Raw genomic sequence first — 20324 nt, forward strand, 5'->3', positions numbered from 1 at the left:
AAGGTCGGCAATCGCCGACCTTTTCGTTATCTTAGTATACGGTTAAAAGCGCCAGTTAAGATTTGCCCAGAGCGTCCGTCCCGGCTCATTGACTCGATCAATTTGGTCAAAGCCACTTACCGCGGCACCGGAGCGACTTAAATGTTCGGCATAGGTTTTATCGAGTACATTATCTACACCAGCACTGAGCTGTAATGCATCGCTATATTGATAATTGGTATTAAGTGAAAGCGTGCCAAAGCCTGCCGTCGCAGTGACGTCCTGCCCTGCAATATTCCCCTGTCCAATCGCCACTCTGTGCTGGTGTTGTACTAATCTTACCGATCCGCCTAGTTGCCACTTATCGCTTAATTGGTAATTGCTTGCAATACGCAGTTGCAAAGGTGGTTGCTGAGCTAATGCGAGATTGTCGGTAAGGTTATTACCCTTTACGTAGTTGATACTACTGGTGAGTTGTAGCGCTTTGCTCGCTTGCCACATTACTTCACCCTCAAAACCTAAGGTTTCTGCATCAACATTTCTGGTCACTTTTGATGTTATATTCATCTTTTCAAACAGATTGTCGATTAATAAATAGTCGTCAATTTGGTTATAGAACACCGAGAAATTGACGTTAATGTCTTTGAACTGCTTTACCAATCCAGCATCTAATTGCACGGTTTTTTCAGTATCGACATTAAAGGCAGAAATAGACGTTTCACTTCCTCGGCTACCACCGACTACTTCCCAGTAATCGGGAAAACGCTCTGTAACGCCGAAACCGACAAAATAGCTACTGTTTTCAGATTGTGCTTGATAGCGGCTAAATCCGCTGAATAACGTATCGTCTCTTGTTTGTAGGGCGGTTGGGTTTGGTTTCATCGACATCATTGCGCTTATCATGGTGCGATGATCTTCACTTTGCCAATCATCAATGCGCAATCCGCTAACCCATTGGCTGGAGCAAGTCAATTGATATTCGAACTCGGCAAATATACCGAGTTGTCTAAATTCAGCATCCATTTGGCGTGGCATCGTTTCTACCGGATTGTTGAATTGATCTCGGCTGACTCGATTGCGGTGCTCATTTACTTGGTAATCGACACCGTAAATTAAAGTATGTTGGGCATTGACTTCTGAAGTCAACGTAAGCTTTGCGCCATAAGTTTTACGGTCAGGGTTGGAGGAGGTTGGGGTTTTCATCATCATATTTGCAACAAAAGGGCGTAAGCTATGATTGTCCATGATGTGGTCAACGTAGTTATAGTATGCGTTGAATGATAACTCTTCAATCAGTGATGAAAGGGAAGATAATTTGATATTCAGGCCAATATTTTCTCGATCGAAGAGGCTGCCATCCATCATTCGGTCGGCATAGGCAACTTCACCATCGCTTACCCCGTAAGTGATAGAGTAAAAAGCGTCATCGCTTGGGGTATAGGCAAACTCTGTGTCTATATTCCAGCGTTCATACGCTGAGTGAACTTTGGTGCCATTACCATCTTCATAATCATCTGCATCACTGTAATTTGCTGCTATCCGAGCGTATCCGCGTTCATTACCAGCCTTGATATCACTGTTAACACTGTGGCGGCCTTGGCTCGAAAGCACCGCATTGGTAAAGCCAATCACTTCAGATTTAGCTAGGCGTTCATTTTCACGTTCAAACACCACAGTCGCAGCACTGTTGCCTGGACCATACAACACAGTTTGTGGGCCTTTGATGACTTTTAAGGTGTCGTAGGATTGTGGCGTAATATATGCCGTAGGCGGGTCCATGCGGCTACCGCAACCACCAAGCGTTTGACCATTATTGGCGATAATGGCAATTCTAGAGCCTGCCATGCCACGAAACACAGGGTCAGCGCTTGCGCCGCCTTTTTTAATTAGTGAGAACCCCGCAATTGAAGAGAGTAAATCCGCGCCATCTTGTGCTGGTAGTGGTTGGCGTACTGCTTTGGTATCCGTTGTTAGCGTAATTGGTGTTTGCATCGGTGCAATAACAACAATTTTTTCAATTTCATCAGCATGGGTGATGGGAGATAAGGAAACAATAGCAAGAGAGAGTAGGGTGCGTTTCATAAGTTCACTTTGAAGTTGTTTTAGTGCACTTATTTTATCGCTATCAGGTGCTTAGCGGGATGCGACAGATTGTCGCATCCTTTGACAGGTTACTCTATCGCTTTTATTTGAGTGTCACTCCAAACTTGCGACTTTTGATATAGTTCGGCGATATTTTGGCTGGTTACGCCAAGAGATTTTGACATGGTGTCAACGCTATCCCAGTCACCCTTTTCCATCGATTCCGCAAGATCTAGATAAATACCAAAAGCACTCGGTTTCTTCAGTAAGGTTGATTTAATTTCTTGAGATAAGGGTAATTTCGTCAATAAACTGGCCATATCGTCATCGAGAATGGCGTCCATCAGTGACATCATGCCAACCAAAAATGTACTTCCAGTATCAGAGATCTCATTGGCCTTGGTTGCTATTGCTTCCATAAAGTGTGCGCGCAATAAAGAGAGTGAAAGTAGTTCTTTGGGCTTTTCAGTATTAAGCTGTGAAGCAAATAATAATGAGATCAGACGCTTAAGCTCTTCACTACCGAGTACAACCAAGGCTTGTTTAATCGTTGATATTTCTGCTCGGCGTTTAAATACAGCACTATTTGCATAACGAAGAAGTTTGTAGCTTAGGTTTACATCACGCTCAAAGACCTGTGTGATCCTAGCAAGGTCGGGCTCAACGCTTGAAGTTTCATAAAGCAATTCAGCCATGGCTAATTCCGAAGGAGCCAACGCTTTGGTTTTGACCATTTCGGGTTTGGCAAAAAAGAAGCCTTGAAAATATTTGAATCCAAGCGACTTGGCGAGCTCAAACTGTTCGTAGGTTTCTACTTTTTCTGCCACTAAATCAATGTTTGGGAAATCCTGTATCGCGGCTTTAATGGCATGGATTTGCTCTAGGTTAGTTGCCAACAAATCGACTTTTATCTGGTCAATATAGGGAAAAAAATGGCGCCACACATTTTGGTGATGGTAATCGTCAAGTGCAAGCGTATAGCCTTGCTCTTTAAGCTCTTTTACACACGCTAAGAGTCGTTTCCCCGGTTGTACCGTTTCTAATATTTCTACGACGACTTGTTCAGGCGCCAACATTTGCACATAGCCTTTTGCCAGCGTCTCTAGAGTGAAGTTAATGTAAGCAGGGCGTTGATTTGTGAGGTCATCAAGACCAAAGGTAAACTGGCTGCCTTCAACCAAGCGACTTGTTGCTTCATCACCGTCAATTTCGGGAAATACATTATTTAGGCCATCACGAAATAAAAGTTCGTAGCCAATCAATTCCCTTTGGACATCAAAAATTGGCTGACGAGCCGCGTAAAAGTACATAGATACTACCGTCCAAACAAAATGCTATTGGCTTTAATATAAGGTAAAAGTGCGATCAGGTCACGCTGGGAAATTGAGTTTATAGAATATGGGTAAATACAGAACATAGGGCGAATGATAATTAACCAATTGAATTAGGTACGAATAAAATACTGTTTTGATCAATGGTCGCAGGTGGTTGAGTGTATGGTTTGTGCATGTTATAGTGGGTTCTTTATGTTTTTGGCTTTTATTCAAAGTGAGTTAGAAATCGAATAATTAAGTGATAGAAAAAGCTCACATTTGGAGAAGAGCCCAACTAACAATTAGGAGGCTAATTTGGAGATAGGTACGATAATCTCTCTCGCACTGTATTTTATTGCGATGTTGGGAATTGGCTTATACGCATATAAAAAGTCGACCAGTGATGTGTCAGGCTACATGTTGGGCGGTCGTAGCTTACCACCAAGTGTAGCGGCGCTTTCAGCGGGCGCATCCGACATGAGTGGTTGGATCTTAATGGGTCTGCCGGGCGCTATGTTCCTGTATGGTTTTAGCAGTACATGGATTGCAATAGGTCTTGTGATTGGTGCTTGGCTTAACTATTTATTGGTTGCACCACGTCTGCGTGTTTACACAGAGTATGCAAATGACGCGATAACCATTCCTGGCTATTTTGCAAATCGTTTTGAAGATAAAGGAAACGCGTTAAGAATAGTTTCAGCGTTGGTGATCATTGTTTTCTTCACCTTATACACCTCCTCTGGTGTGGTTGCTGGTGGTAAGCTGTTTGAAAGTTCATTTGGTATGAGCTATGAGAGTGGTTTATACATCACCACCGGCGTTGTTGTGCTTTATACTTTATTTGGCGGCTTTTTAGCGGTGTGCCTGACCGACTTTGTGCAAGGTTGTATTATGTTTATCGCTTTGATTTTAGTGCCTTTAGTTACCTTCTCACTGCTCGATAATCCGCTATCTCAAACACTAAATGAGTTAAACCCAACGATGTTAACGTGGGTTGGCTCGGCCGGTGCAATAGGTATTATCTCGGCAATGTCTTGGGGTCTTGGCTACTTTGGTCAACCTCATATTATCGTGCGCTTTATCTCTGTTCGAAGTGTGAAAGACATGCCGACAGCGCGTCGTATAGGGATGAGCTGGATGATAGTTGCAGCTCTCGGTGCTGTGGGCACAGGTTTGTTTGGTGCAGCTTACGCACATGAACATGGGATTGTTGTGGATGATGCCGAGACCATTTTCTTGATTTTATCTCAGCTATTGTTCCACCCGTTGATTGCAGGTTTTTTACTGGCAGCTATTCTTGCCGCAATTATGAGTACTATTTCTTCGCAATTGTTAGTGAGTTCAAGTTCGTTAACTGAAGACTTTTATAAGATATTTTTGAATAAGAATGCTTCGGATAAAGAACTGGTGCTTGTTGGTCGTACTAGTGTACTAGTTGTAGCGCTTGCTGCCATTTATCTTGCGTACGACAGAGATAGCTCGATTCTAGATCTTGTAAGTAATGCTTGGGCTGGTTTTGGTGCCGCATTTGGCCCACTGGTGCTGATAAGCTTATTCTGGTCTCGCATGAACTTTGCTGGCGCGCTTGCTGGTATGGTATCTGGCGCAGTGACTGTGTTGGTATGGATCTATGGTCCGTTTACTTATAATGGTGAGCCGCTTAGCGCGACATTATATGAAATTGTTCCTGGATTCATTGTTGCGACAATCGCTATCTTTGCTGTCAGCTTACTGACCAAGGAGCCAAGTAAAGAGATCACGACGCCATTTGATAAAGTAGAAAAAGCGCTTGATTAAAGTCGGTTGAAGTGAATAAAAAACGGAGCATTTGCTCCGTTTTTTATTTCTTAAATATACGTAAATACGGTTTAAGGAGTCACTTTAAGCTTGCTCTTTTAAGTGGTTAATCACGACTTCATGGTGATCTTTGGTTTTAAACTTATTGAACACGTGCTTGATGGTACCGTCTTGACCGACTAAGAAAGATAGGCGATGAATGCCATCATATTCTTTGCCCATAAATTTCTTTAGCCCCCACACACCAAACTCATCGGCTACCGCGTGGTCTTCATCCGAAAGTAAGTCAAAGTTGAGTTCTTTTTTGTTTTCAAAGTTCTTTAACTTTTTCACAGGATCTGGACTAATGCCAACGGCTACGGTGTTTAATTCAGCCAGTTCAGCTTTGTGGTCGCGTAGATTTTCGGCCTGAACCGTACAGCCCGGGGTCAATGCTTTAGGATAAAAATAGACTAAAACTTGGTGAGACTTTAATAAAGTAGCAAGTTCAACGGTCTCGTCGTTTTGGTTTTGCAGTGAAAATAGTGGTGCTTGATCACCAACTTTTAAAGTATTCATAGTAAATCCTTAGCGAATGCGTCTAAATATATAGTCTACGTTTAAGGAGTGAGAAAGATCTTCGAACTGAACTTTAAAGTTATCAATATCCACATCCACTGGAATATTAAACTCAAGCTCGCAGCGCATATGTAGCTCGTCTTCTTGCTCAAAGGTATCTGACTTCAGTGAACAAATATTCACTCCTTGTGCTGCAAAATAGCGCGTTACTTTGCTTAGTGTACCGGGAGTATCTAGTCCTTCATATTCCAAAGTATAACCTGCACTGTATTCGCCTTGCTGATGGCTCGACGTGCGTTTCATCATGGTTAAGAGACCGAGTTCCATCCCTTTTGCTGGTAAGGTATGTTCTACACGACTAATAGACGCCATGTCACCGGCGAGTAACATAATAAAGGTAAATTCATTTCCCAATATTGCGATACGACTGTCGATAATATTACAGTTGCAGTCACTCACAAGCTGGGTCAATTCGCCAACAATACCAGATCTGTCTTCTCCTATTGCGGTTAAGACAAGTTGATGGTTTGCATGCATGGTCATTTTGGAACCTCTGATTTCACGTAATGCGCTCAAGGTTAATAGTTAACGCGAAATACTACCATATCTGAGTTTTAGCGCTAGCGCGTTGTAATAAAAAATAGAATTAGGGTTGCGTGGCATGGTTGCTTGTTTTTCTAATGTATGACAAGTAACATAAGGCAAAATTTTGGCTATGGGATGTGTGTTCCCAGCATAGTACGTGGAATACTTGATACCATAGCGTTATTAATTCAAAGATTGTCAATTTTTGGCAACTTTGTGTGAACCAATTCGGCAATCCTAAATCATAACTTTGATTCGAATAATAATAGGGTTTGCTAAGGAGTAAATGAGTGCAGTATTGGATCCCAAAATCACTGGTTCTTGGAATTGCCGTGAGTCTAAGCGGCTGTAGTATTTTCACAAATGATGCACATCATGAAAGAAATTATCGTGCAAATGCACCGGTGAAAGCCCCTGAGGACTTAGCTCAGCCTTATCGAGACCCTGAATTTGCAATGCCAGTCGGCCAATATGAAAATACAGCTGAACCGGTAAGTTACCGTGCACCGCAACAGGTACTAACAGTTGCGCAAGGCAGTTGGGTAGAGCAGGGCGAAGAAGCTGCAAGGATCTTTTTTGATAAGAATGACGGTATAGAAGATTTACCGGCATTTATTTGGCGTGCTGTGGATGGCGTTGTGGCGATGCACAATGCCGGACTTGAAAGCGATAACAAGGCGCAAGGCTCGGTAACCACAACCTGGTATTCACTGATCAAGCCAAAAGACGGCTGGTTTTGGGAAGAAGCAACAGAGCCATCTAAGCAAAAGTTTAAGTTTACTGTCGAGCAAAAAGAACATCAGCGTACGGCGTCAATTCGAGCGGAATTAGTAGATTATCAAGGCGATGGTGAGTTAACTGCGCTTCAGAAAAATCACCTCGAAGTTCGGGCACTGAACGAAGTCGTTTCAGAATTTGACTATCAATATCGTCTACTGCAAGTTGAAATGCGTAAGCGTCAGGGTGTACTGGCACTTGAACTTGGGTTTGACAAGAATGGTGATTCCGCGCTTCTGACTGAAAAAGGTCAAGAAGCGGTGCTTGATCGCTTCTCAAACTTCCTAGAAAGAAGTAACTTCACGGTTGTCCGTGTCGATAGAGAAAAGCAGGAAGTTTTGGTCCGTTACGAAGCGCCTGAAAGCAGCGTTTGGGATTCTATTTGGGGTGAAGAAGCGGTTGTGTTGCCAATTGAAAATGGTGATTACACGATAAAGATCGCTCAAGCGCAGGATACGCGTACTTCAATTACCTGGAAGGATAGCGAAGGTAACATACTTGATGCAAACACCATGAATAACCTGCATCAAGCCTTGATCACTTTGCTTAGGCAAAAAGGTCTAACAATCTAATAAATATAATAATTTAAAAACGAAAAGAGCTTCGGCTCTTTTCTTTGTTTTTGTGGAAGTAAAAAATGACAGAGAGCACTATGACACCACGCTCCACCTTACAAACGTGGTTTGCGTTTATCGTACCGTCATTGATTGGTATCTTTTTATTTATGACGCCAGTGGCGGTGGGGGAAGCAATGACTATCCCAATTGCTGTTATGGCGAAGTGGTTACAAGCGCAAGTCGCTCCTTTTATTAAAGACATGATTGTCGCAATAGTATGTATTACCGGGATCATGAGTTTGGTGATAAAGCTCCTAAGACCCCAAGCGCTATTAAAAATAACCATAATAAAGCACTTATTTGACGTTAGCTGGGTTTGGTTGATAACCCGACTAGTTGGCATGGTGTTTATTGTGCTTACCTTCAATGGTGTTGGTCCAGAAGCGATCCATTCAGAAAACACAGGAGCATTAGTGCTAAATGACTTGTTACCTGTACTCTTTTCTGTCTTTATTCTTGCTGGCTTGTTACTGCCATTACTACTTAACTTTGGTCTACTTGAGATGGTTGGCACGCTCTTGACCAAAGTGATGCGCCCGCTATTCGGTGTGCCAGGTCGTAGCGCGGTAAACTGTGTTGCTTCTTGGCTTGGCGACGGCAGCGTAGGTATCTTGATGACTGCTCGACAATATGAGGATAAACACTATACACAACGAGAAGCGGCTATCATCGGCACCACATTCTCTGCGGTTTCCATTACTTTCTGTTTAGTTGTTATTGGTCAAGTTAAACTCGAACACCTGTTTGCTCCTTTTTACCTCACCGTATGTGCGGCTGGCTTTGTTGCAGCAATCATAGTGCCGCGCCTACCACCGCTAAGGTTTAAAAAGGATATCTATGTAGATGGTAGCGATCACAACCAGGATTCAGAAGCGGTGCCAGAAGGAAAAGGCCTATTAGGTCATTCTTTGGATATTGCACTTGCTAAGGCAAAAACGGCACCAGGGCTTAAAGGAACATTAGAAGAAGGCCTGTACAATGCCTTAGATATGGTATTTGCTGTACTTCCCGTGGTTATGGCAGTTGGTACTTTTGCCCTGATCATCGCAGAATACACCCCTGTATTTCAATATTTAGGTACACCTTTCGTTCCTTACCTCGAGCTACTCAATGTGGCAGAAGCCGAAAAAGCAGCACAGACAATCGTTGTCGGCTTTGCTGATATGTTTATTCCGTCAATCCTTGCTGCAGGTTCTATTGAAAGTGATACTACCAGGTTTATCGTTGCCGCAATGAGTGTTACCCAGTTAATTTACATGTCTGAAGTTGGGGCATTACTGCTTGGTAGCAAAATCCCAGTGAATTTGTGGGAGCTATTCCTAATCTTTATTTTAAGAACACTTATTACCTTGCCTGTTATCGTCTTTATGGCGAAATGGTTAGTCGGCTAAAATAAAAAACCCCCTACTATGCGAGGGGGTTTTATTTGAATAGCTAAACTTTTAGCTAATTCTTCTAAAGAGAATATTTTCCTTATCACTACTCCGCTTCATCAAAGTAACTTCAAAGTCATTCCCTCGTCTGTAAATCTAACAGGCCCTATTGACAGGTTTAGCACATTACCGATTCTATTAGAGACTTTGCTCAAGTATGGTAAATCAATAGCCTATTGTAACCGTATAGCTAGCCGAAAGTATAACAGCCTAGATCATTCTCCAAGCAAGCTCCGATTCGTTCCAAAGCTTCTTAAGTAGCATGTGTGGATAAACCCCGTTACCTTTAAGAACTTAAACCCTATAAAATTAACCTTGTTAACTATTTATTTTTGTTTTTTACGGGATGTTCAGCTGTGGCTTAGGGTGGGTTATAACTACTTGATTATAATAATTTGTTTTTTCCTGCTTTGTTTCTTTTTGTTTTTATTTTGGGTTTTATTGTTTATTAAATGTAACTTTTTGGGTTTACATGCGGGGCTTGCAACGCTAGTATGTTCCTGCTTAAGGAAAACATAGCTTAAGGAAGCTGATTTATGTACGAAGTAAAAGGATTCGGCGTATTACGTTTTGCCGCATTTTTTTTCATAGCTAGTAAAAGTTATGCATCGGGAACTGAAAACTCATGTCAAGTATCAGTACAAGTTAGAGATTTTATGCCTCGTACTTGTTATTCCGAGTATTCTGAATCTAGTTGTAATGATATTTGCGTTGCCGCAGAACCTTCTATGGAACCATCGTGTTTTAGGAAGATAGAGCTGCCTTGTGGGATAAAGCAAGAGCTTAAAGCATCGGCATTAGGGTACCAAAACAGAAATGGTCATGAATGGTTTCATGTCACCGACTTAATGAATCATACCGCCTTGATTGAGCAATATTATGTATTGCAGCAATCGCTTTACGGTGAACTATATAAAGATTTTGTTAACCCTGCAGATGTTGCAGGATTTAGTCCTGCAAGTGATAGCCTTCGAAAAGTTAATTTTAGACTGAATACTATTAGCTCAACTCGAAGCGTTGCAGCGGGTTTGTCACATGCTGCGCTCTACAGAAGATATGAGTATGGCTTGCTACTCGAAGAAAAGTTAAATGCGCATTTAGCGAAAGTGAATGCAAATATCAATCAATTTGACTTAATGAGTGCTTTTGAGAAAGAAAATCTAAAGGTGGAGATAAATCAACTGGTTGATAGCCAGACCCGGCTTTGGAAAATTCTCAAAAAATATGATGCAAGTACAATTTTATCAAGCAGGGTGCGAATTATTAATCGCAGACTTACTGCATTGAATGATTCACTAATCCTCATTCCATTTGTTCAACAACAAGCATTTATCAACAAGACTCAGGTATTAAATGCCTATTTTGATGTCAGCTTCAGACAATGCGAGACAACGACTTGCTTTAACGCACTTGATGCTAGCGCCGTGGTTATTGATACCGATTATGACAAAAAACTAACGTATTTTGAGTTATATTTGGAACAGTTAAACAATGAAGCCTCTTTGCTGAGCAATGCTTATTCGAGTGATTATCACCCTGTTGATCCTGCTTTTGTTCGAATGCCGACTTTCGCAGGGTTTGTAACTGAGCACTATCAGGATATGCGAGCGCAGGGCACAGAACTCTCTTTGAAAAAGCTAGCGACTGCGATTAATGTTGCTTATTTAGCTAAAAATGTTGATGGCCGAAGACTGTCTCAAAAACTTGCACAGACGGCTGATAGTACGATTGATGGCTTCAGTTCAATAGCGCCATTTAATGAGCAGCACACATTGTTGTGTAAAGAGTACACACGAATAAACCCGCAACTAAGCCAGTTTCAGCAAGAGAGTTTCACTCTTGGTCATGAAGCTAATGAGCTAATTGCTACATTGATTGATTTTGGTTTAGACAGTGAACAGCTCGCTCGATTAGAGTGGATCATTACACGATTAAATGTCTTGGCGGCTCAATCAATTCAAATTGCGAACCTCAATATCACCGAAGTTGATAGGTATCAATCGGTAGTATGGAAGTTGGACCAAGCAGACAATTTCTTCACAAATAATGGCAACATCGAAATAGAATACTTGGAATACGATGGACTTTATTGGACACCAAATATGTTGCCATCAATCCCAGAGATAATGCCATCCATAGTCAATATCTCCACGCCTGAAAGTACGTTATTCCCCACCGGCAGCGCATCGGCAGGTTCGATGAATGTACTTCAAATGTTAATAAAGCAAAATCCCTTTAGTGCCTGTTCTGAGAACAATAATGAACTACAGCTCATTATAAAAGCGGAATCACCAAATGGTCAGGTTAAGCGGCACATTCTCAGAGCTACTCTAGAGCAACTCTAAGAAACGATAACTACACAGAAGGAAAATCTGATGAGCAAATATTTGCTTGCTGGACTGCTATTGTCTGGCGGAATGAGTGTGCACGGAAATGCCACGGAACAAACTATATTCGATGCCAATACCATGTGTACGGCAAAGCAAACAACGGAAGGAACAAGATACTTCCCGCCTTGTGCTTATTCGCCAACACAAGTGTATGCAGAGCAAGAATTAAGCTATTCAAGCCCAAGTATAGTAAGAAATGGATTATTCAAAACTGCGATAGAGTACACCTTTCAATGTGAGTCTATTCGACCGCTATCACTTCGGTATAGTGTTGAGTCAGATGGTGTTGCGAGTATCTCTAACCGGATTTCTGGCGCTGCTTCAAGTGAATTGAATACGATCCCATTAACTCATGGATTTTCAAATTCATATATCAGCTTTGAAGCGATGAGTGGTATCACGGGGTTTCAAGCTATCAAGCCTGGTTGTAAGCTCGTTGTTAGCAAAGTCGTAACTTATCCGGAACCCACTTATTTTAATCAAGTTGCTTCAAGCTTAAGTTCTTGGAACAGTACCTTGAGCACAATGATCAATATCTCTACACCATCTACAGGGTATTTAACTTTGCTCAATAGCATTGATAATACCTTAGATACTCTGGAGTTTGTGCTATTTGAGGTTGAAGACCCAATCACGATTGAACAACTTAATTCCGATATATCTCAACTACGCGCGTCAAAACAAATCCTCGAACAAAATTGTCGAGCAGGCACATCTGCTCAGCTATGCACGGCTGAACTTGCCAATATTCGCAGCTATGCAAATAGCAGTATTTTGCTAAACGAAATGAAAGCACAAGATTTATATCGTTACATCAATAGTCAAGTCAATTGGCTTGCAGATAAGTCGATTGGTCGTGATTACAGCATGCTAAGTCTAGTTAAGAACAAGCTAGCAAGGATTCAATGATTTTTATAACCCGTAAGGAAAATGGTATGTACTTAAAAAAGTCTGTTACATCAGTTTTAGCTGTGCTACTTAGTAGTTCAGTAGCATATGCTATGCCAGATGCAACAAAAGGAAACCCTCTTGATTCACTTGGTATTCCAACGCCAGCCGGTGTTGGTGACATCACAGTTGACCACGAGAACCCAAAAACACTACATGTTGGCCCTGCAAGCAGCAAAGTTATTATTGGCGATTATGCGGAGCTTGGTTCGTCGGGACCTCAGTGTTCTGATTATAGCAAGATAAAAGCTGACGCTTACCGTCAGAAATCAACACCAGCACAACAAGAGCAAGCTTATCGTAACAGAGAGTTTGTCAGTAACTGGTATCAGTTTACTTATGCATTGCCGCGCTCATCGGTTGAAACTATAAGAAAGATCAGCGATAGCCGCGCTGAAATGGACGAATTAGCGTTTCAAAATGCGGGTACTATTGAGCGATTTAAAGCAGTAGATGCAAAGTGGAAAGGTATTGCCATTGAGCTTGGTGCTTTAGAAGATGAGTTTGATACGCTAGATAAGGCGCAAGCTACTGAGACAAATACCTGTATCGTCTCTTACTCTACTAACCCTACGATGCTGAGTCAGTGCATAGTGGGTGTTATCACCAAATATCAAGCACCAAAGGCTGCCGTAACTGCAGAAATTGACCGAGTGAAACAAGATAGAGCGGCAATTCGTGATGAATACTACGAAGCAAAGGGCCTTTATGACGCGTATGAAGATAAAATCACACGCTTAGATAGTTCGCTTGATTTTCAAACTCGATTACTCGCAGCGCAAAGTGCAATCGTGAAATCAGCTTGGGAAGTACAAACTGATGTCGTTGAAACGAGTGGTGCCAAGATCACGGGTCTTGCTAGTGCGGGCTACAACCTTTGGGAAAATGAACGCGACTTATTAGCAAGCACACTTTACCAAGCAGGGCATGGTGACTATAGCGTCAAACAGCTGGATGTATTTAACGTGCGGTTAAACTCAGGTGTGACTCAGGCCAACCCAACCGTTGAGGCGAATAACTCTCCTCTGTTCTATAAGAATGTTTGGACTTTCCCTGCCAATACTTTGGTAAACAAAGATGTATTGCGTGATTGGGCAATGCCATTTGAGCGAGAGTTGGAAGGCGACACAATTCACTTCGACACGATGGATGCTCATTCTTTTGCATCTGGTGGTATTAACTTCTTTGTAACCCGTGACGCTCGTTGTGGTGAATACTCTGAACAAATCGAAGAAGAGTATACGGGTAATGAAAATGGGGTTTCTGCATCTTGGAGTGTAAAGCGTAAGCTTTATGAACCACAACCAAACCGTAGTGTATTCGTTGCAAACCTAGGCTTAGCCTACAACTACTACGCATTCCCTGGCGAAATCAAAGGTGAGTGTTCGATTGATGTCGACCGCATGAATAGCTACTGGAGAAATGCGGGTAAATCTAAGGGATGGAGCTGGTTCAGAAGCAAGACTCGTTCATGGGATCACATTCGTGAGGAAGCAAGAGAAGAGCTTGGCATGGAATGTTCGCTAGATCTGAAACCACAATCAAATGATCCGGCATTAGCTGCAGAGATTGCTGCTAACTTAGAAGCTGAGATGTACAACGACATGTGGACAATGTTCCTGTCTGTTTACGCTGAGTCTTACGACGTAGTTTCTGATGAGCCTGTTGTTGATGACGCAGGTAAAAGCCAAGTTGGCGCGCAACTTGGTGACGGTATCACTAAGTTCTGTAAATCGGCAGTCTGTGGTTTTGCGAATGTTGTGTTGAGAACATTAGACACTATTGGTGGCTCTAAAGCACAAGGTACTACTTCGCATGTATCAACCAATTACGGAAAAATCTGGAAACGATTTAATAAACGTACTTGGACTGTTAAGGAAGGCAGCGCATTAGTTACTGCAAAAGTTTGTGTAGATAAAGCAAGCTGTAGTTAATAAAAAATGTGGGAGAGGGTTCCACTTCTCCCACAAGTTTAAAAGGAGTACCTAAAGTGAAAGTGAAAGTGAAACTAATTTTGACAGGTGGGTTAATCAGCGCTGCACTCATCGGTGCTGCTGTTCATTTTAAATTACAAGACACGCCTATTGAAACCCTCAAGGTAAGCGTACCAAAACGCGCAGATAGTCCAGCAAAGGAGCTGGAACACAAAGACATTACCGCGAACGGTAAGTCAGAAGAAACAAAAATAGAAGCAGTAAAACAAGTAGAGCCAACGCTGAGTGCTCAACAACTACTAGAAGTTGATATGAGTAAGGAAGAGGAATATTACAGCTTTTTACTCGAAAACTTTCCCGAATTAAAGCAAGAAATTAGTGAGTATCGCCAGAGTGTTGGTGAGCAAAGAGAAAAAGTGCTGGGTTACAAAGAGAAAATTGCCAACCGCAATCAACAAATCTCTCAGTATGGTAGTACTTCGGCTTCATTAGATAGCATGCTCAAAGCAGAACGAGATGAGTTACTCCTGAGTGCAAACGTACTGGGGAAAAAAGCGCAAGAGCTCAATGAGTCGATTAGATTAGCCGCTGCAAGATATAACTAAAAGTTGTAGTTATAAAAGGAATTACATTTTGAATTTTAAAAAAGTTTACATCGCTGTTGTAACAGCAAACCTACTCGCTTGTGGTGGAAGCGATGCCGCCACTATCAATGCAGTCGAAGCTGGGCAAATGACAGACATCACGCAACCTCAAGCGTATTTACATGCTTCAGCTGAAAATTTGTTTTTATATCAGAATATTACGCTTGATGCTTCCTCAAGTACCGACACGCAAAGTGAGTTAACTTTTTCTTGGCATATCGCAGATAGCCAAGGTGGCATAGTTGAGAGGGTAGAAGCGGTCGATTCTGTTATCCAATATCGTCCTACCACCGCTGGCAATTTTAGTGGCGTGGTCACAGTCACTGATAGTGCTGGTAATAGCGATACTGCAAAAGTTGATTTTGTGGTGAGTGAAGAGTCAGTGATTGCTTTGGACTTGGGCCCTGATTTTGATTCTAAGAAAGGGAACAGTATTACGCTGAGCGCCAGAGAATCAGTTTCACAAGCAGGAGCCATTGAACATGCCGTATGGTCAATTACGGCTGCACCACAAAACTCGACTGCAAACCAAGCTAGTCCCTTATCTGAACTGGAAAGCACCTTTATTTTTGATGAAGTTGGTCATTATGAGATAGGGGTACAGGTGACGGATGAAGATAACAATATTGTGACTGATACTGTGTCCGTTAAAGTTTCTGACCGAAGGCAAAATGCAGCACCACAAGCCGACATTTTTGGTCTACGTACGCAAGTAAAACCTAACGAGATGCTGTTGCTAGATGGGTCAAATAGTTATGACCCTGATGTTACCGACTTATTGATATATTCATGGAAAATAATCGAAAAGCCTAGTGGAAGCTTTGTTCGACTGAGTTCACCGTTCGATGAGCAAGTAGCTGTCAGCGCGACAAAAGTTGGTGACTATACTGTCCAACTGAATGTTAAAGATCTTGGCGGCCTATCCAGCGACGCGTTATATCACTTTACGGTGAGTAATGCTGATCAACCACCAATTGCTATGTTGGGTGCTGATATTTCAGCGACTCAAGGAGAGGTGGTTAATTTGTCCTGCGATGCATGTATTGATCCTGAACAAGCAGAGCTTAGTGGGCAGTGGAAACTGACGATTAGACCTTCTGGGAGTTCTGCAAATATTATTGGTAAAGAGCAGCTACTCGGAGCAACATTAACGCCTGATTTAGCGGGAATATACGGTATCAAGGCGTTAGTATCAGATGGCGTATCGCAATCTTGGTCGAATACACAACTTATCAATGTCAGCTCAAGCGGTGAGAGTAAACCTTCAGCGTTTATTGCTCCAATCTCAGACATTACCTTGGGTGAAAGTATCGTACTCGACGGTTCACAAAGTCGTGATCCAGAAGGGATGCCTTTGTCCTATATTTGGCGCATCGCCAAACAGCCTGGCTCTGATACTTTGCCAGCGCTGCAAGACGCTAAAATAGAGTTTACGCCTTCCGCTTTAGGTAGTTATCAAATTGAACTGAAGACTTTTGATGGTGCTCTATATTCAGAGGCGACATCGGTGACGTTTAATGTAACGGATAACCAATCGCCGATTATTCAAATTAAAGAACCATTAGAGACGGAAGTTCAAGTTGGCCAGTTGGTCAGCATTGATGCTTCACAAAGTTATGACCCAGAAGGACAAGCACTAAGTTACAGTTGGAAGCTGATAGGTCCAAACAATGACGTATTGACCGGTAATGAAAACACTAGCCTATTTTCGTTTACACCTGATTTGGCTGGGGTTTACAGAGTTGAGTTGGTCGTTAATGACACAGACGGTGCGAGTGCTAATCGCAACTTCGAATTTACCGTATTAGATTCTCCACAGCTAATCTATGGTTCAGTTAAAGGTCGACTAGTCAATAGCCAGTTACGAGGCATAGCCGATGTTAATTTAGCTATCAACGGTATGTCCGTCGTAACGGACAATCTCGGCGGGTTTTCTACCAGCGTACAGTTGGCTCGTGGTGAGAGAGTGATAATAAAAACGGCCGACGATAAAGTTATCAATGCCACTTATCAATCAGCATCACAACTCAACGATGGTTTCCAAATTTCGCTGGGTGAGGCATTTGTGCCGGTGATGCAACCTGTAAGACAGCATGTTTGGAGCTGTTTCGGTTATCAAGGTCAGAGCCAAATTAATATTAAATATGAGCTGGTTGATAGCTTTCCTGCAAGCAGCCCTTTTGTATTTGACTACAACAAAACGATAAGCGTACCGCTGAACAAGAGGCAAGAAATGTCTTTTCCCGCAACAGCTACTTACCGCATCACGCCTGCTGAAAGCGACACTTACTATGTGAGTTCCACGACTAATCGCCTTGAGGTAACGCTACTTGAAGGCTACCAGCAACCGATAGTTTATAACATTTGCAATTACAAATAAGGAAAATAATGAAATATCTATTTGCTCTTTTACTTGCGTCTTCGTCAGTGGTGCATGCTGCCGAGCCCATCTTAGTTTGGGGAACTAAGTACAGCTATAACAAAAGCGACTTTGAACCAGAAACGGTGGTTAACGGTAATATTTATACGTATACGTCAAATATAGAAATGTTGCTTGATGAATATGACGACTTTATCGGTGATTACCCTGTACTTACTTTTGATTTGAGCGCTGAAATTATGGCCGATGCAGTGCCATACCCGATACCACTTTCGTTAGTTGCTAGTTGCCAAAACGACTCTGGATATTCAGAGGCACTTGGCTTTAGTCAAAGCATTTTAATTGAAAAGTATAATTTCGTGCTGCCTGCAAGAATGAATGTTTTTAATCGTGTAAAAACAAATGGTGCCTGTAAGCAGCTTCGAATCGACATTGTCCCGCATACCGGCGAACTTATTGATTTGGACGCGATAATAAAATCTATCCGCTTCGATGCACTCATCTTATCTGATGCACAGTAATTCTAATAACTAAAGGAATAATAAGGAAAACACATGTTTAAAAAATCTTATCTTTGCGCTTCAATTGGCATAGTAATGTCTATGGGCGTATCAGCAAGCCAGATCGAAGAAACAAACGACGGGGTCGTTGGTGCGGATCTCCAATCAGGTTTAATCAATACTCCTGCGCGCCCGATTGATAGCGGCTGCTGTGATTATAGATATCCGTCACGACCTTGCCTTGAGCCTTTGTCTGATCAAAAAGTATTAACTGAAGCAGAGGTTGCTGAGAGCTTTAATCTACTGTCTGCTGAGCCTATTTATGTCGGCGGCGCTCGCTATCAATTAACCAAAAGTGACATGAAACCGATATATTCGTTTGAACCTATATATGGTCCGTGTCCTGGTAACCCGCCAGAATATATTAGAGTGCTTAAAGGGTATGAAGTTGAGCTACCGGTTGATGGTGATTTTGGTCAAGATCTGATTTATGAGGTAACAGGCAGAGCCAGTACCTCTGTGTCTATGTCAGTAAGTTGTGGAACGGGGAGTTCGGCGTTTACATTAAGCGATAGTGGAACAAAACTGATTATTTCAAAACGTCTAAATACGGGTGGAACATGCAGCAAAATGCACATCAAGGCAAAAGCAGCTAGAGGTGCATTGACTAGCCTAGATCTCACTGTTGCTGTTTATACTCCACTTCAATAAGGATATTATAATGAAAAATAAAATTCTATTTGCTTCTTTGTGCGCAGTATTGTCTTCATCTGTTATGGCATCTGGCGCTGGTTTCCCTATCGAAATAGACCCGAGACCTTGCCCTACTTCATTTGGCACAGCAGAACCAGTGACTCCAGCTCCGTTTTATACACATCAAGATATGTTAGATGTTGCCGCAAATATTACTCCACATGGCGTTTATATTGGTGGACAGCGCTACAGCTTTGATATTCAATATTTTGCACCTGTTTATGACGTGTATTACGACAGAATATTCAACCAAGAAATGCAATATATCAGTTCATATAAGGCGCAATTTATAGTTGATGGCGATTTTGGGCAGTTACTTAACTTTGATATATCAGGTAGCTTGAGTGAGAAAGGTAATATTACGGTTTCATGTGGTGACTTCCGCGCGTCAGCATACGGAACACGTAGTATACAAGTGAATAAACAGCAGCGTACAGGCGGAAGCTGTGACATTATGACAATCACCGTCGCGGCAGACAAAGCACGGTGTCCACGTTTGGGTGTACCGCCAGCAAGCGCTGAAATGGATTCGATGAACTTTACAGTTATCATTTCAGAAAACCTCGACTGAGTGCTAAGGAAAAGAACATGATAAAAACAAAGAAGTGGCCACTATGGCTACTTGCTTTACCTTTGGCGGCTGCAGCGAATACAGAAAGCTCAGCTACTGCGGTAATTATTGATAACGGTATAAAGCAGCTGCAAATTGCAGATTTTACTCCAATCACATCGAGTTGGGCTGGCAGAAATGTGATTACAGGCTATGAAGCCTTATTGGACGTAGATAACAGTAGCGGCGCCGATAGTTTGTTATTTAATGCAACAGCTGAACTCTCTGCCACTTGGTTTGCTGCAAATTTCATTGCGGATATTAAAATCACTTGTAGTGGTATACCTGTGGGTTATGACCTCGCCCAAGGCTATCGAGCACATCGCTATTCTATTCCCGGTCAGGTACAGATATCTGAGTTAAGAAAAGGAGTAAGTGACTGCAAGCAAATTAAAATTAACATCTCTAAGCGAGGGTCACTCAGTCGTCAATTTTTCACTCAGATAGAAAGTATAGATTTTGATTTGAGTATTGAAAGTATCAAAGGAGCAAAGTGATGACCTCTAAGTCAATTATAATTGCGGCGATGCTATTTTCAGGTGTGTCTACCAATGCTCAAGCTAACTCAGTACCTTTTAGTGATGCAGAGATGACGGTAAGCGACAAGGGATACACGTTGTCCATTGCGCCGCTACAATTTGAGGGTAATCGACACTTATCTATTGAACTTGAAGTAAGTGGAGTTAAAACGATAAGTCGTCAAAGTATCTCTGTGTGCACCTATCTGCAAGCTGATGTGTGTACAGGTGCAACTCGTGAGGTGAACCATACTGAGGCCGAATTTGAGGCGCAGGTTGCACTGCGTTGCGATGACAACGTTTTGTTTGACATCACAAGCCACGACAGTGAATTTACCAACGAAAATGTGGTTGCAGACATCGCAAATATTCGCGTTGAGCAGTCTGTTTTTAGAGAAAATCTGTCAAGCTGTGAGTCTTTAACACTCAATGTGAATTTAGCTAAAGGCGACCGTGTTAGCACTGTACTTGGAAGCTATACAGTGTCTGATTCAACCTCAAACTAA

At 42.2% G+C, this 20324-nt stretch carries 17 protein-coding genes; 13 read left to right on the forward strand and 4 right to left on the reverse strand.

Features of this window, described 5'->3' with window-relative positions:
* Positions 1–42: 42 nt before the first annotated feature.
* Together PPIS_RS02550 and PPIS_RS02555 are read right to left on the reverse strand one after the other, a co-directional pair.
* Complete coding sequence (locus tag PPIS_RS02550) at positions 43–2061, reverse strand: TonB-dependent copper receptor (protein ID WP_010369069.1); 2019 nt, start codon at positions 2059–2061, stop codon at positions 43–45.
* A gap of 89 nt (positions 2062–2150) precedes the next feature.
* Entirely contained in the window at positions 2151–3371 is a 1221-nt protein-coding gene (locus tag PPIS_RS02555; RefSeq protein ID WP_010369068.1) for an EAL and HDOD domain-containing protein, read from the reverse strand.
* Between the two features lie 318 nt (positions 3372–3689).
* Here PPIS_RS02555 and putP point away from each other — a divergent pair, with 318 nt between their 5' ends.
* Positions 3690–5171 carry a sodium/proline symporter PutP gene (putP, locus tag PPIS_RS02560; protein WP_010369067.1) on the forward strand — a complete coding sequence of 494 codons (1482 nt, stop codon included), beginning with the start codon at positions 3690–3692 and terminating at the stop codon, positions 5169–5171.
* A gap of 84 nt (positions 5172–5255) precedes the next feature.
* Here the strand turns inward: putP and bcp are convergent, their stop codons facing one another.
* Complete coding sequence (gene bcp / locus PPIS_RS02565; protein ID WP_010369066.1) at positions 5256–5729, reverse strand: thioredoxin-dependent thiol peroxidase; 474 nt, start codon at positions 5727–5729, stop codon at positions 5256–5258.
* A gap of 9 nt (positions 5730–5738) precedes the next feature.
* Positions 5739–6272, reverse strand: coding sequence for a glycine cleavage system transcriptional repressor (locus tag PPIS_RS02570; protein WP_010369065.1), 534 nt, complete (start codon positions 6270–6272; stop codon positions 5739–5741).
* Between the two features lie 332 nt (positions 6273–6604).
* On the opposite strand from PPIS_RS02570, the gene bamC reads away from it, so the two are divergent.
* The 12 genes from bamC (at position 6605) to PPIS_RS02630 (ending at position 20324) form a co-directional block, all read left to right on the forward strand.
* The gene (bamC, locus tag PPIS_RS02575) at positions 6605–7663 is read left to right on the forward strand and encodes an outer membrane protein assembly factor BamC (RefSeq protein ID WP_010369064.1); all 1059 of its coding nucleotides are present in this window, start codon (positions 6605–6607) and stop codon (positions 7661–7663) included.
* Between the two features lie 65 nt (positions 7664–7728).
* Complete coding sequence (locus PPIS_RS02580; RefSeq protein WP_010369062.1) at positions 7729–9099, forward strand: YjiH family protein; 1371 nt, start codon at positions 7729–7731, stop codon at positions 9097–9099.
* Positions 9100–9677: 578 nt separating this feature from the next.
* Positions 9678–11486 carry a hypothetical protein gene (locus PPIS_RS02585; RefSeq protein ID WP_010369061.1) on the forward strand — a complete coding sequence of 603 codons (1809 nt, stop codon included), beginning with the start codon at positions 9678–9680 and terminating at the stop codon, positions 11484–11486.
* 30 nt (positions 11487–11516) lie between these two features.
* On the forward strand, positions 11517–12440 hold the full coding sequence (locus PPIS_RS02590) for a hypothetical protein (RefSeq protein ID WP_010369058.1): 924 nt from the start codon (positions 11517–11519) through the stop codon (positions 12438–12440).
* A gap of 26 nt (positions 12441–12466) precedes the next feature.
* Positions 12467–14413, forward strand: a complete 1947-nt coding sequence (locus tag PPIS_RS02595; protein WP_010369056.1) for a hypothetical protein — start codon at positions 12467–12469, stop codon at positions 14411–14413.
* Positions 14414–14475: 62 nt separating this feature from the next.
* Positions 14476–15018 carry a hypothetical protein gene (locus PPIS_RS02600; RefSeq protein ID WP_223229695.1) on the forward strand — a complete coding sequence of 181 codons (543 nt, stop codon included), beginning with the start codon at positions 14476–14478 and terminating at the stop codon, positions 15016–15018.
* Between the two features lie 28 nt (positions 15019–15046).
* Complete coding sequence (locus PPIS_RS02605) at positions 15047–17437, forward strand: PKD domain-containing protein (protein ID WP_010369051.1); 2391 nt, start codon at positions 15047–15049, stop codon at positions 17435–17437.
* Between the two features lie 8 nt (positions 17438–17445).
* Positions 17446–17958 carry a hypothetical protein gene (locus PPIS_RS02610; RefSeq protein ID WP_010369049.1) on the forward strand — a complete coding sequence of 171 codons (513 nt, stop codon included), beginning with the start codon at positions 17446–17448 and terminating at the stop codon, positions 17956–17958.
* 33 nt (positions 17959–17991) lie between these two features.
* Positions 17992–18648, forward strand: a complete 657-nt coding sequence (locus PPIS_RS02615) for a hypothetical protein (RefSeq protein ID WP_010369048.1) — start codon at positions 17992–17994, stop codon at positions 18646–18648.
* Positions 18649–18658: 10 nt separating this feature from the next.
* The gene (locus PPIS_RS02620) at positions 18659–19261 is read left to right on the forward strand and encodes a hypothetical protein (RefSeq protein ID WP_010369046.1); all 603 of its coding nucleotides are present in this window, start codon (positions 18659–18661) and stop codon (positions 19259–19261) included.
* Between the two features lie 17 nt (positions 19262–19278).
* Entirely contained in the window at positions 19279–19797 is a 519-nt protein-coding gene (locus PPIS_RS02625) for a hypothetical protein (protein WP_010369044.1), read from the forward strand.
* Positions 19797–20324: a hypothetical protein gene (locus PPIS_RS02630; RefSeq protein ID WP_010369042.1), complete on the forward strand. Its 528-nt coding sequence runs from the start codon at positions 19797–19799 to the stop codon at positions 20322–20324. The genes PPIS_RS02625 and PPIS_RS02630 overlap by 1 nt, the downstream gene beginning before the upstream one ends.

The sequence above is a fragment of the Pseudoalteromonas piscicida genome, assembly GCF_000238315.3.
GTDB lineage: Bacteria > Pseudomonadota > Gammaproteobacteria > Enterobacterales > Alteromonadaceae > Pseudoalteromonas > Pseudoalteromonas piscicida.

Excerpts from the sequence above, each read along its gene's own strand:
- bcp (WP_010369066.1), bottom strand. The coding sequence starts at position 5,729 with ATGAATACTTTAAAAGTTGGTGATCAAGCACCACTATTTTCACTGCAA.
- PPIS_RS02550 (WP_010369069.1), bottom strand. The coding sequence starts at position 2,061 with ATGAAACGCACCCTACTCTCTCTTGCTATTGTTTCCTTATCTCCCATC.
- PPIS_RS02625 (WP_010369044.1), top strand. The coding sequence starts at position 19,279 with ATGATAAAAACAAAGAAGTGGCCACTATGGCTACTTGCTTTACCTTTG.
- PPIS_RS02595 (WP_010369056.1), top strand. The coding sequence starts at position 12,467 with ATGTACTTAAAAAAGTCTGTTACATCAGTTTTAGCTGTGCTACTTAGT.
- PPIS_RS02590 (WP_010369058.1), top strand. The coding sequence starts at position 11,517 with ATGAGCAAATATTTGCTTGCTGGACTGCTATTGTCTGGCGGAATGAGT.
- PPIS_RS02570 (WP_010369065.1), bottom strand. The coding sequence starts at position 6,272 with ATGACCATGCATGCAAACCATCAACTTGTCTTAACCGCAATAGGAGAA.
- PPIS_RS02610 (WP_010369049.1), top strand. The coding sequence starts at position 17,446 with ATGAAATATCTATTTGCTCTTTTACTTGCGTCTTCGTCAGTGGTGCAT.
- PPIS_RS02585 (WP_010369061.1), top strand. The coding sequence starts at position 9,678 with ATGTACGAAGTAAAAGGATTCGGCGTATTACGTTTTGCCGCATTTTTT.
- PPIS_RS02620 (WP_010369046.1), top strand. The coding sequence starts at position 18,659 with ATGAAAAATAAAATTCTATTTGCTTCTTTGTGCGCAGTATTGTCTTCA.
- PPIS_RS02615 (WP_010369048.1), top strand. The coding sequence starts at position 17,992 with ATGTTTAAAAAATCTTATCTTTGCGCTTCAATTGGCATAGTAATGTCT.
- PPIS_RS02580 (WP_010369062.1), top strand. The coding sequence starts at position 7,729 with ATGACAGAGAGCACTATGACACCACGCTCCACCTTACAAACGTGGTTT.
- PPIS_RS02630 (WP_010369042.1), top strand. The coding sequence starts at position 19,797 with ATGACCTCTAAGTCAATTATAATTGCGGCGATGCTATTTTCAGGTGTG.
- PPIS_RS02555 (WP_010369068.1), bottom strand. The coding sequence starts at position 3,371 with ATGTACTTTTACGCGGCTCGTCAGCCAATTTTTGATGTCCAAAGGGAA.